Origin of the sequence: uncultured Methanobrevibacter sp., from assembly GCF_902769175.1 — an archaeon.
GTDB lineage: Archaea > Methanobacteriota > Methanobacteria > Methanobacteriales > Methanobacteriaceae > Methanobrevibacter.
Genome location: NZ_CACXNW010000003.1, coordinates 81,990 through 95,346, shown reverse-complemented (window position 1 = coordinate 95,346; position 13,357 = coordinate 81,990). Strand labels below are relative to the sequence as shown.

The 13,357-nt window shown below is 30.1% G+C and carries 11 protein-coding genes; all 11 read left to right on the top strand.

The window, feature by feature from the left end; all coding sequences use genetic code 11:
- Window positions 1-10: 10 nt before the first annotated feature.
- Window positions 11-1,018, top strand: coding sequence for a diphthamide biosynthesis enzyme Dph2 (gene dph2 / locus QZV12_RS01640; protein ID WP_295616182.1), 1,008 nt, complete (start codon window positions 11-13; stop codon window positions 1,016-1,018).
- Between the two features lie 142 nt (window positions 1,019-1,160).
- Window positions 1,161-1,616: a hypothetical protein gene (locus tag QZV12_RS01635; RefSeq protein WP_295616179.1), complete on the top strand. Its 456-nt coding sequence runs from the start codon at window positions 1,161-1,163 to the stop codon at window positions 1,614-1,616.
- Between the two features lie 387 nt (window positions 1,617-2,003).
- Window positions 2,004-2,570 (top strand): exosome complex RNA-binding protein Csl4, encoded by a 567-nt coding sequence (locus QZV12_RS01630; RefSeq protein ID WP_295616176.1) that lies wholly within the window; start codon window positions 2,004-2,006, stop codon window positions 2,568-2,570.
- A 55-nt stretch (window positions 2,571-2,625) separates the two neighbouring features.
- Complete coding sequence (locus QZV12_RS01625) at window positions 2,626-2,898, top strand: DNA-directed RNA polymerase subunit L (protein WP_295616173.1); 273 nt, start codon at window positions 2,626-2,628, stop codon at window positions 2,896-2,898.
- A 226-nt stretch (window positions 2,899-3,124) separates the two neighbouring features.
- The gene (locus QZV12_RS01620; protein ID WP_295616351.1) at window positions 3,125-3,538 is read left to right on the top strand and encodes an NUDIX hydrolase; all 414 of its coding nucleotides are present in this window, start codon (window positions 3,125-3,127) and stop codon (window positions 3,536-3,538) included.
- Window positions 3,539-4,049: 511 nt separating this feature from the next.
- On the top strand, window positions 4,050-4,475 hold the full coding sequence (locus QZV12_RS01615) for a transcription factor S (protein WP_295616169.1): 426 nt from the start codon (window positions 4,050-4,052) through the stop codon (window positions 4,473-4,475).
- Window positions 4,476-4,877: 402 nt separating this feature from the next.
- A complete protein-coding gene (locus QZV12_RS01610) occupies window positions 4,878-6,572 on the top strand; it encodes a hypothetical protein (RefSeq protein WP_295616166.1) in 1,695 nt (564 codons plus the stop codon).
- Window positions 6,573-7,074: 502 nt separating this feature from the next.
- On the top strand, window positions 7,075-7,809 hold the full coding sequence (gene pcn, locus QZV12_RS01605; protein ID WP_295616163.1) for a proliferating cell nuclear antigen (pcna): 735 nt from the start codon (window positions 7,075-7,077) through the stop codon (window positions 7,807-7,809).
- 316 nt (window positions 7,810-8,125) lie between these two features.
- On the top strand, window positions 8,126-9,754 hold the full coding sequence (locus QZV12_RS01600; protein ID WP_295616160.1) for a hypothetical protein: 1,629 nt from the start codon (window positions 8,126-8,128) through the stop codon (window positions 9,752-9,754).
- A gap of 388 nt (window positions 9,755-10,142) precedes the next feature.
- Window positions 10,143-11,696, top strand: a complete 1,554-nt coding sequence (locus QZV12_RS01595) for a hypothetical protein (RefSeq protein WP_295616157.1) — start codon at window positions 10,143-10,145, stop codon at window positions 11,694-11,696.
- 8 nt (window positions 11,697-11,704) lie between these two features.
- The gene (locus QZV12_RS01590; RefSeq protein WP_295616154.1) at window positions 11,705-13,045 is read left to right on the top strand and encodes a hypothetical protein; all 1,341 of its coding nucleotides are present in this window, start codon (window positions 11,705-11,707) and stop codon (window positions 13,043-13,045) included.
- Window positions 13,046-13,357 lie beyond the last annotated feature (312 nt).

The following is a 13,357-nucleotide window of genomic DNA, read 5'->3' as shown; positions in this document are numbered from 1 at the left end:
AGTTGATAAAATGGCATTATATGATATGGAACTTAAAAGGGTTATAAAGAAAATCAACTCTTTAAATGTAAGAAATGTAGGATTGCAGTTTCCAGAAGGACTTAAGATGCAAGCTGTAGCTCTGGCTAGGGAAATTGAGAAACAGACAGAAGCTACTGTGATTGTATCTGCAGACCCTTGCTTTGGAGCTTGTGATGTTTCAGACAGGAAAATGAATGGGATTGTGGATTTCATTGTTCATTATGGCCACACTCCACTTCCCCTAAAATACAGCATTCCTACAATGTTTATAGAAGCTAAAGCAAATGTCAAGGTAAAGGATTATTTGGAAGAGGCTTTGGAACAGTTGCAGGACTATTCTAAAGTGGCTATTGCAACAACTGCTCAACACTTGCATTTGCTTGATGAGATTGTAGACTTTTTGGAAGACAATGGAAAGGAAATTGTTATAGGTTCTTCAAGAAGCACAAGGAAAGGTCAGGTTTTAGGCTGCAATTTCGCTTCAGTAAAGAATTTAGGTGCTGAAGTTTACCTATTCCTTGGAAGCGGCAATTTCCATCCTTTAGGAATTTACCTATTTACAAATGCTCCGGTTTTAGCTATTGATCCTTACAGCGGTGACATTCGTGAAATGAGCGCTTATGCAGACAGGATTTTTAGAATCAGATTTGCAAGAATCGTAAAGGCAAGGGAAGTTACAAAATGGGGAATAATCGTTTCCTCTAAAGAAGGTCAATATAGAATGAAATTGGCTAAGGAAATTAAAAAGCTATTGGAAGATGAGGGAATGGAAGCATTTATCCTTCTTATGGATCATGTAAACCCTGATGTTTTACTTCCATATATGGAATTGGAAGGATTTGTTGTAACTGCATGCCCAAGGATAGCTATAGACGATTCTCAAATGTATAAAAAACCAGTCATCACACCAAAAGAGTTGGAGATTGTATTAAATAAAAGAGAATGGGAAAAGTATCAATTAGATGAAATCTTATTTGAAGATAGATACTATCAATAGAATGGGGATGAATTGATTTTTTTTTAATGATAAGAATTATCCATAAAAATGTCAAAATCCCATTGGATATTAATTCATTAAATAACTAAATGCTATGAAAATTTTAATTTTGAATTTTCTCTTGTATAGATGATATGATAATATGAATTTTGAATTTTCGCTTGTTGGATTAGTGTTTCTAATCATGCTATTTGTTCCAAATATTATTTGGACCAAATATCAACCTAAGGATTATGATAAGTATTCTCAAAGGGAAAGCAGGATTTTATTGGCCTTTGAGCGTATTGGCCAAATTTTGGTTGTAATATTTTCATTGTTTTGTGGAGCTGAATTCACTTATTCCCTACTATTGCTGATCGCATTTGTCTTAATGGTAATGTATGAGATTGCTTGGATTAGATACTTCAATTCTGATTATTCAATGGGTGATTTTTATAAGGATTTCTTAAAAGTTCCTCTTCCTCTTGCTACTTTGCCTGTTTTGGCATTTTTCCTTTTAGGAATTTATGCAAATAGTTATCTTTTGATTATTTCAAGTCTAATATTGGCAATTGGTCATATTGGAATTCATTTCAATCATAAAAAAGAGCTTCTATAATTGTTTGTTATTTTTAAAATTATTCCTTTCAATCATAAAAAAGAGCTTCTATAATTGTTTGTTATTTTTAAAACTATTTCTAAAAACCGAATTTTTTATATATTACTAAAAAACATAAATAATTTACATATAAATAATTTAATTTTATGGATGATTATTTGTCAAAATTTAAGTTCATTTATTGAAGTGTATGGATGAAAATTTTTCAAATTTAATTTCATATGATTTTATAAATTCTGTAAATGGAATTATGGAATTTATTTTTTGGATGATTATCCTAATTTTATAAACGGAGTTATAATTTATGAGTGGATAATTTGTCCTTATTTTATAAACGGAATTATAAAATATAAAGAATTGGCTTATTGCCATTTATGAGGTGTGTAGATGAAAATAGAATCTGGAGATTTTGTAATGCCTGGTGACTTTTTAAGTGTAAGTGAACAGTTCTTGCCAGGTCAAGGAGCATATGAAGATGATGGAAGTGTTAAATCAGGTGTTCCTGGAAATGTATTAATAGATGAAGAAGAAAAGGAAATCTCAGTAATATCAAAATCTGGTGGTCCAAACTTATTGAAAGTTGGAGATATTGTATACGGTGAAGTGAAAGATTTACGTGGTCAAAGAGCATTAATAACCATTTATGCTAAAAAAGGCGTTGAACGTGAATTGGCTCTTCCATATATGGCAGCTATTCACATTTCACAAGTTACCCCAGGTTATATTGATAAGCTTACAGATGCTTTCAGAATCGGAGATTTGATTGAAGCAAAAGTTGTTAAAATCATGGGAGACAACCTTGACTTAAATACTGAAGACATTACTTCCGGTGTAGTAAAAGCTATGTGTACAAGATGCAGATCTTTTATGGATCCTTGTAATGAATCTGAAGTTTATTGTCCTGTATGTGATAGAAAGGAAAAAAGGAAAGTTTCTAAAAATTATGATTATTAATTTTATTAAAAAACCTAATGTAGTTGATTGCTCATTTAATTAAGGAAAAGATAACATGGAAATTGAAGTTGTAAAAGATACTAAATTAGAACTTGAAATGATTATTCATGGGGAAAATCACTCTCTTTGTAATGTTTTAAGAAAATATCTCATGGAAGATGATGATGTAGAATATGCAGTTTATGGTATTGATCACCCACTTACCGGTGAACCTATCATGACCATTAAAACTAAAAGAACAAAAAGACCTAGAGATTCTCTCAATAAAGCAGTTTTAAGATTAAAAGAAGAAACTGCTGAATTTAAAGAATTGCTCGAAGGTATTTAGGGCTGAACTTTTTGGAAAAGGTTAATCATAACTTTTTCTACTTTCTATTTTTTCATTTTTTAGTTTATTTTATAGATTGGCTGCTTTATTTTTATTTGAATTATTTGAATTCAATTTATATTTGAATATTAGGTTATTTTCCACATTGATTGCTATTAATTATTTATTTTATATTCGAATGTTTGATTATATATAATATTTATTTTATTGTTTAGGGGGAGATAGTATAAAATATAAAATTCCATCTTTAACTGTAGACATTTTTATTTTCAATGAAAACAATGAATTTATACTTATCAAAAGGAAAAACGATCCTTTCAAAGACTGTTGGGCATTGCCTGGTGGATTCGTTGATTATGGTGAAACAACTGAACATGCAGCTATTAGGGAAGCAAAGGAAGAAACATCAATTGATGTTGAATTAATCAAGCTTTTCAATGTGTATTCAGACCCAGACCGTGACCCAAGACGTCATACAGTTTCTGTATTCTATTTGGCTCATGGAAACTTTGATGATGCAAAAGCAGATGATGATGCAAAGGATATTGGAACATACTCATTTGAAGATTTAGACAATTTGGATATTGCATTTGATCATAGAATGATTTTAAATGAAATTAAGGATTATTTGGAAAAATAGAGATTTTTATATTTATTAATTTTTTAATTTTTTAACTTTTTAATTTCATTAACTTTTTAATTTTTTAATTTTTTCATATTTTTTCATAATAATGTATTATTTTTTTTTAAAAATTTCCAATCAATTCCCCTATTTTATTAAAATTTTTTTCTAAAAATTATAAATTTTTTACTATTTTTTAATCTACTTACAATTTGTTATTATTATTATTTTTTACTAAATTTTTACAATTTTTCTTAATTTTTAGGCATTTTTTACCCTATTTTTAAATTAACTTTAAATACTATGACTTATTAAAGTTATTTTATAAGTATATAATATATTAGTAAAATCATTTACAATATTTAAAAACTTTGAAATTAAAGATTTTCATGGTGTCGGATTATTATAGGTAAATGTAGAAGATTATAATTATCGGAGATTATAATTAAATTTGTTTTGTGTTTAAATTTAATAGTTCATAAAATTTTTAATTTCTGTTTTTAATTAATATGTTAGGAGAGATGAAGTTATGGAGTTTTGTCCAGATTGTGGAGGTATGATGCTTCCTTTTGAAGAGGAAATAGTCATTGAAGAGGACAATGAAGATAATGTTGATGAATCTGTAGATGCAGCTGAAGAAAATGCGGATGGGGAAGAAAAAGAACCTAAAACAAAAACTGTAAACTATCTTAAATGTAACTCTTGCGGTTTTAAAAAGGATTTATCTGAAGAGGTTATCGAAGAATATTCAGTTGAGAAAAAAGTTAAAAGTGAAGATACCGTAATTATGAGGGGAGACGAAAGCGGTATGAAATCCACTGTAAGGGAAATCTGTCCTAAATGTGGACATGATCGTGCTTCCTACGAATTGCTTCAAACTCGTAGTGCTGATGAAGCACCTACTCGTTTCTTCACTTGTGATAAATGCCATCACAAATGGCGTGGATATGATTAAGCATAGTTTAGATTATTTAGAGATTAGTTAATAGGGTTATGATTTTATAAATTATAGTTTTATAAATTTATAGAATTATTTAATCCAAATTATTATTAAATTTTAATCTAAATAATTAATCTAAATTATTAATCAAAATTTTTTATTTAAATTATTATCTAATTTAATAATTTGATTTAACAATCTGTTTAATTTGATTTAAATTCAAATAAGTAATTCAAACTATTCAATTAATCATTCAATTAATAATATAATTTATTTAATGTTTATTTTAGTTTTTAATTTAATATTTTTTATTTATTATACATTTAATCGTATTTATAGCGATTTTACTAAGAATATTATGGTGTGTTATTAAAGTTATGAGTGAGTATTCTTAGTATTTTTAAGTAAGGAGATAAAATGTCTAATTCAAAAAATAGTAAATTAGAAGATGTTTCTAATGGAAACGATGAATCTGCTCCCAAGGCAAATGATTCCACTTCTAATAAGAAAACTAGATTTACTAAATCTAAATCCATCTCAGAAGTCTTTAAGGATTTGGAATTGGAAGATGATCCATCTTCTGAATTTAATCAGTCTTCTGTAGATGAGATTATCCCTATTCATAATGAAGAGGATGGATCTGCTGATGAAGAGGTCATATCTTCTGATGAGAAAGATGATTCTGTAGAGGAAATTGTTCCTATTCATAATGAATATAAAGATTTAGATAAATCAGAAGCTTCAGTTGAAGAAACTCTTGATGGAGGAATAATAATCAATCCTGATTCAGAGGATTTAGCTGAAGAAAATGTTAATGAATCAAAGGAATATGATTCTATAGAAAATACTGATTCTATTGGTGGTGAAGCTGATTTTGATGAACCTAATTTAGAGGATAAATATTCTAAATATAATTTTGAAAAATCCAGAGAATCTATTGATAGTGTTGAAGAAATTGATGATGATGCTTTTATCACCCAAAGAAATAGTGATGATGCATTAGCGGATGAGGATGATTTTATCATTGAAAAGAATAGTGATAATGTGGTAGCAGATGAAGATATAGAAGAGAAAATTGGTAAATCTTCTGCTCAAGGTGTATTGATAAATGATAAGGATAAAACTTCCGATTCTAAAAAATCTTTCGATATTTTTGATAAAAATTCAATTATTTCCATTGTTAGTTTTATTATAGGTTTAACTATTTTGCTTATTGGAATAACCTATTACGCTTCAAGTTCTGATAGGGTAGTCGACAATGTTTTATCAGGAGAAACAGCAGGGCTTGCTATTATTGTAGCTATTATTGGTCTTATTATAATGGTATTTTCCATATTGAATTTCTTTGCATCTTCAAAGTCTTCGATTATTATCGATACGTTTAACAGCATTAAAAATATTGATTATGAAGACTTTTCCGAGGACGCTATCTCTCGTGAAGATTTTGATGCTATCTTTAGCATCTTTAAAAGAAATAAAGGCTCTGATTTTTCCGACGACGACAAAAAAGGCAAATCTGTTGATAATTCTAATGATATGGATGAGAAAGATCAAGATGAAGTTTCTGATGATGATATCAGTTCCTTATATTCCAAATCAAACTTGACATCTCAAAAAAATCAATCTTCTTCTAAGGGGCAGGAAACTGCTGACTCAACAGATGTTTCACAGGACTATGATGATGGTGCTGATGATATAAGCCCTATTCATTCTACAACAGACAAACAATCTGATGATGGTTTTGAAGATGACTCTTCAGAGGATTCTCAAGAGGATTATGATTCAGATGATGAATATTATGTTGAGGAAGAAGAGATTATTGAAGAAAGCTTTGATGAAGAAGCTGATTCCAGTTTAAATGCTAATAAAAATAAAGAGTTAGAAGATAAATATGCAAAATATGATTTTGAAGAGGATTCTGAAGAGGAAGTGGAAGAACCTGTTATTTTCAAACCTAAATTCAAAAAATCTGTAGATTTATCAAAATATGAAGAAGCCCCTTTAACTGAAGAGGAATTAGCTGAAAAACAGAGAAAAGCTGAAGAATTAGCAGAGAAAAAAAGAAGAATAATCGAAGGAACCAATTTTGATAATAGCTTAAGAAAAGATTAATTTTTCTTATTCTATTTTTTTCTTTTTTGTATTGGAAATCCTCGTTTTTTTATTTGCTTAGTCTGTATGCCGTTTTATTTGATATTTATTTTTGTTTGCTTAGTCTGTATGTTGTTTATTTGGTATTTTTTTTGTTTGCTTAGTCTGTATGTTGTACCTTTAATTGTATTTATTTAGTAATTGTGCTGTTTTTTGATATTTATTTTTATTTATTTGGTCGTATGTTAATCTTTTTCTATTTTTATTAATTTTCATTATCTATTTTCAAAAATTATTCTATTTTTCACTAAAATTTTATAAAAATTTCTTTCATTTAATTAGATTTATAAATGATTAAGTACTAAATTATAATTATAATAAAATATAAATTTTTATACAAATTGAAAAATTTATAACGCATTATTTTTATAATTTTTTATAATTGAAATATTGCTATATGTGCTTATTTTAATTTATAAAATAAATAATCAATGCTTAAAATTAAATCAAGAGTTGATTTTTAATGTTTAAAGCAGAATTAAGTGATTCAAGTATTTTAAAAACCAGTTTTGATGCTATTTCATCTATTGTTGATGAAGTACAAATCCAAACTGACAGTGAAGGTTTTCGTTTAGATGCCTTAGACCGTAGTCATATTACTTTTGTTCATCTCGAACTCAAATCCAGCATGTTTGATGAGTTCATTTGTGATGAACCTGAAAAGATCAATATTGACACTGATGAATTAATGAAAGTATTAAAACGTTCTAAATCTAATGATCGTGTTTTAATGTCTTTAGATGAGGGAAATCTTATTCTCACCTTTGTTGGTGAAGCAACCAGAACTTTCAAAATCAGATTGATTGATATCGAATATGATTCCCCAGCACCTCCTTCATTAGATTATCCTACTGAATTTGAGATTCCTTTCTCTCTTTTAAAGGACTCTATTCAAGATATGGATATCTTCTCTGACAAAATCACTTTAATGGTAGATCAGGAAAACTTCTATGCATCTGCTGAAGGTGAGTTTGGAGATGCAAACATTGAATATTTACATGGTGAAAAAATAGACACTAAAGCTAAATCTATTTTCTCTTTAGAAAAGATTAGAGAAATGCTTAAAGCAGAAAAATTCTCTGATATTGCTACTATCTGTCTTGGAAACGATATGCCATTAACCCTTAGTCTTAAAAGGTTAGCTGAAGATGGGGAACTTAGTTTCCTACTCGCTCCAAGAATTGAATCTGAAGACTAAATAGACAATAGCAATGCTAAAATTCAATAAATTAATTTATCTTTAAATTAATTTATTTTATTATTTTTTATTAGCAATCAACACGTTTTACACCATCTTATTATTTTTATACATTGACTTACATTATTGACTTTATTGAAAAGAAATTATTTATGATTATTAATTACGAGTATAATTTAAATAATTATTTATAGGTATAATATAAATATTATTTGCGAGTATAATTTAGATTATTATTTATGAATATTATTTAGCATTTTAATATTATATTAAATTAATTAGGATAACTGACTTTAACTTTATTTAGATGATTCTTATGCAAGGCGACTTTTTTCAAGTATTACGCAGAGTTCAAAAGGAGGAACGTAATAAATCTTCACTATCCAAAGTGGATAATGATTTTTATAAGCAATTACGTGAGTACATTAAAGACCTAGAGCAGTCTGTAGCTAGTGATCCTTTTGGAAATGAGCAATTGCTTTTGAACAATGCTCAAAGAATCGCCACTGAAATCTGCGAACAAAGAGAATCTAAGATTACTAAAGCGGCCAATAATAATATTTACAGATCTTTTCTTTTATTTAAAAGGGACAATCCTCAATTTGATTTATTGGATACAACTCCATTAAACCTTACAGAAGAAGAGGAAACATTATATTTCTCTTTGATGGATGTTCTTAAAAATCATAGATATAGAATTGCTTTAGATGAATATGCTGAAGACAGCACTAGGGATTCTGAAGAAGAGTATGATGATTTAGATGAGGATGAGGATGAAGCTGTTTTTGTAGAGGATTCTTTTGACCAATCAAGCCAATCCAATGAAGCTGATGCTGATAGCATTAGCGAAGACTTGGAAGATGAGATTTCTGATGCTCTTGGAGAGTCTGACGAAGTTTTGAATAGGCTTAATGAAATCAAAAATGCTACAGTGGTTACAGATGAAAAGCGTGAACATATTGACAAGCAGGTAGCTAATCAGATGTATCCTGGTCAAACTGCTGAAGTTCAATCTCAAGAAGATGTTTATGTTGAGGACGACAGTCAATTTGAAGTTCAATCATCTGTTGAAGAGCCAAAGGCAGAAGTCCAATCCACTAATCAGCCTCAAGTTCAATCTAATGTTGAAGAGCCAAAGATAGGAGTTCAATCTTCTGTTCAAAAGCCTCAAGTGGAAGTTCAATCTACTGTTCAAAGACCTAAGGAAGAAGTTCAAGTAGAGCAAAAAAAACAAACAAAAAGTAAAGGTTCCTCATCAGGGGATATAAATGATATTCTTAAAGACCCTGATAGACAATTTGTCGATTTGGATAATATTGAACCTGATTATAATGACAATTTCTATGATTCAATCGCTGCAGGATCCAATTATGCTGCTCCAAGTGATGATGACTTTGATATGATTTTTGCAAAACCTAAAAAGCCTAAAGCTGATGATTCTCAAGTTAAATCTGGAGATAATCAATTTAATCAAGTTAAATCTGAAGGTAATCAATTTAATCAAGTCGGATCTGATGAATTTAATAAACCTGTAAGTGATAGTGGTTCTGCTCCTGTAAATAAGGCTGAATCCATACAGTCTGATTCTTTCAACAGTGATTCCGGTTCTTTGAAAAAGGCTGCACCAGCACAATCTGATTTAGGATTTTCATCTGGCATTGATGTAAAAGAAGGCAAAGTCTCTAATCTTGATACAAGTAGTAAAGCTATTGAAAAACCAAAGGATAATGCTCCTAAAAAGCCAATTGACAAAACAAGAGGAGGATTATTCACTCAAGATGAAATAAAAAATACTGCAGTTGTCATCAGTGAAAACATTGATGAAATGGTTGGTATAGATGGAAAGATTTATGGTCCTTTTTTAGAAAATGATGTTGTTATCGTTCCGAATATCAATGCTCAAATCCTTATCAATAACAATAAAGCTACTTTGCTAAGATGTTAATTTTCTTTTTGTGATTTGGATAATGTTTCTCATTCTATTTTTTATTAAATTATATCTTTTTTTTTAAACTCTTTGTTTATTGGATATGGCTTTTTTTTAAAATATCTTTATTTTTTCTTTAAACCCTTTATTTATTGGATATTTTTTCTAAATTTATATTTTTTTAAATTCTTTTTTGTTGAAAATAGAAAAAGCTTTTTTATAGTTTATTTATAGTTTTAATAATGTTAGCAAGTGCTTGTATTCATAATTCTTTCTCTATGTTGTTTATTTAAGTTTTAAAGCATGTTATCAAGCGATTGCATTCGGAAAACTTTATATATTCATTTTTTTAGAATAATATCAGCATACTATACTTTAGGATGATATTATGAACTTGAAATTAATTTTGTTTTTTTCTATAATTTTGCTTATTTTTTCAGTAGGTGCTGTTTCATCTGCTGATGTGAATCAAATTGATGTAGTGGATTCGTCGGGATTTGGAGATGAATCTTTAGATGTTGGAGATTTTTCTGAAAGCACAGATTTAGCTGTTGAAGATAATCTTATTTTACAGGAATCTGCCAATTCTGTTGACAGTGACAAAGGACGTTTATTGGATGCTATGGAAACTAATGGCGATTCTTTAGATGATGAAGAATCTTGGAAAGCGGATTCTGAGTATTCTGGAAAAATAATAAGGGAACGCACTATTCCAATTGATTTAAGGCAGAGCATTGATGCGCTTAAGGAAAAGTTAAATGTTAAGGAGTCACTTCCTGATGTGGCCTGTGAAGCTTATGAACTTGAAGATTTTAACTTATATGTGTCATTTATGGACAATAGCGGTACCGCTTCAGGTGAGAGCATACGTGAAAAATTAAGTGGAATGTATCAGGTAGTCATACCTAAGGAGCATTCTAACACTCTTGTTTTAAAGCAGGACATTCGTTCAATAGATAAAAAGCTTATAATCAAAATCACTAATGGTAAGGACATCACCATTGATGGGCAAGGTCATACAATTGATTTGAAGGGAAGCAGCAAGCATGACCATTACTTTGTAGTCAAATCAGGCAATGTGATTTTTAAAAACATAAACTTTATCAACGGTTACAATAAGGATGGTGATAAGGGAGGAGCAATCTCCTTTGAAGATAAAGCTATAGGTACAATAATCAACTGTACATTCAAGAACTGTTGGGCTGAAGACTACGGTGGAGCTATAGCAGACAGAACCGGAAACAAATTAACAGTGATAAACTCCACTTTCATAGGAAATAAGGCAAGTGATGACGATGGTGGTGCTATCTTTTGTAAAGGTCCTATGTATGCGGAAGGATGCATATTCGAAAACAACCATGCAGATGATTATGGTGGCGCAATCGATATAGAATCAGACAAGCCATCAACATTCAAAAAGTGTATATTCAAATCCAATTGTGCAGGTGATGACAATGGAGGAGCAATCTTTTCAAAAGGCCTTTTGAATATTGAAGATTGTCTCTTTAACTCCAATAAGGCTAAATGTGATGGTGGAGCAATATTCTGTAAAAAAGATGTCAATGTAATAAGATCAATATTCAATTCCAATAAGGCATCTGGAGCACTAGCGCAGCAGTGTCAAGGTGGTGCTATACTTTCTGAAGAAACTGTATATATTGACAATTGTACCTTTGAAAACAATACCTCAGATGATTATGGTGGATCAGTCTATGCCGATTACATTTATATAAATAAAAATCAAGATAAACAATCCTTTAACACTTTCTTCATTAATAGTAAGTCTGAAGACAATGAGGGTGGTGCACTTCATTATCTTTATGAAGCCTGTATTAAAAATACAGTATTTAGGGGAAATAATGCAGAATGGCAAGGGCAACATCAATATCACCAACAACAAACACATAATGATTTAGGGGAAATAATGCAGAATGGCAAGGTGGTGCAGTTTTTACTATGAATGGCAATTTGTCTGCTACTACTTGTTTGTTTGATTCCAATAGGGCATCTGGACAACTAGTGTCTCAAAATTCTGGTGGAGCAATTTTTGCTAGGATTGTATGCATTGATAATTGTACCTTTAAAAATAATTATGCAGCAGATTATGGTGGAGCAGTTGATGCTTCTAAGGTTTATATAAATTTCAATCAAACTCACTATCAACCAATTAATACATTTTTCATTGGTAACAAGGCTGGAGACAATGATGGTGGGGCTATTTATTGTACGAATGATATCTATGTAAAAAATGCATTGTTTTCAGGAAACAAGGCAGATGATGATGGTGATGCAATTTTCTCAAAAGGTGATTGGTCATATAAAGATGTCTATCTGGACGGCAATGTTGTGTTTGTTGACGGTAATTCTGTCAAAGCGGATAAAATTTACAGAAACCAATCAAAAGGTTCATTTTATGCATTAGATGATGTGATTAATGGCAATGAAAACAGTGAAGTTACCTTATCAGGCAATTATGTTTTTAATAGTACTTATCTTGATGATTCACGTTATATTAATGGAATCACTATTAATCGTTCCGTGACTATAAATGGTAATGGATTTAGCATAGATTGTTTACATAAGGCACACCTATTCAACATAGGCCAAGGTGCTCAAGTGAAATTCTTGAACATAAGATTCCTAAACGGAAATGGGTATAATGAAGTTGGAAATAAAGGTGGAGCTATATATGCGCCTTATGAAAATACTTGTGTTGTGGAAAATTGTTCATTTTTTGCCAACACAGCAAATTATGGTGGAGCAGTCTATGGAGGATATGTAATAGGTTGCATTTTCACTGGCAACATTGCAAATGCGGATGGGGGAGCTATATATGCCCCTAATGGATATGCTTGTGTTGTGGAAAATTGTTCATTTTTTGCCAACACAGCAAATTATGGTGGAGCAGTCTATGGAGGATCTGTAATAGGTTGTAATTTCACTGGCAACATTGCAAGAACAAATGGAGGAGCTGTATTCATGCTTTATATGGAAGGTTGTTTTGTGGAAAATTCTACATTTAATTCCAACAGTGCATTATATGGTGGTGCTATGTATGGAGCCATTGCAAATAATAGTGTTTTCACTGGCAACATTGCAGAAAGGTATGGTGGAGCATTAAGTGAAGGTTATGCAAACAACTGTTCATTCAACAACAATACTGCCGATGTTGGTGGAGCAATGTTCATGGGAACTGCAACTGACTGTATTTTTAATAAAAACATTGCAAAAAAAGGTGACAATGTAGATGATTATGTTATTACAATTAATTGTACATTCATCACTGATTTGCAGGTTAAGGCCGATTAAATGGCTAGGTGATGCAATTTATACAAAGAAGAATATCTATAAAGAAAAGGGCTATACATCCCCTGGCCCTTTTTAATCTGATATTTTTCTAAAATCATCTTTTCTTGAAAATAAAAAAAGTTTTCTGCAGTTTCTTTATGATTTAAAGAATGTTGGATTGTGTTTGCATTTATAATGCTCTCTTATGTAGTTTATTTATGATTTAAGTATGTTAACAATGCTTGCATTTGCAAGACTTTATTTATGGGGTTTTTAGAATAGTATTATTGGACTATGTTTTGGAAGGATATAATGAATTTTAAACTAATTTTG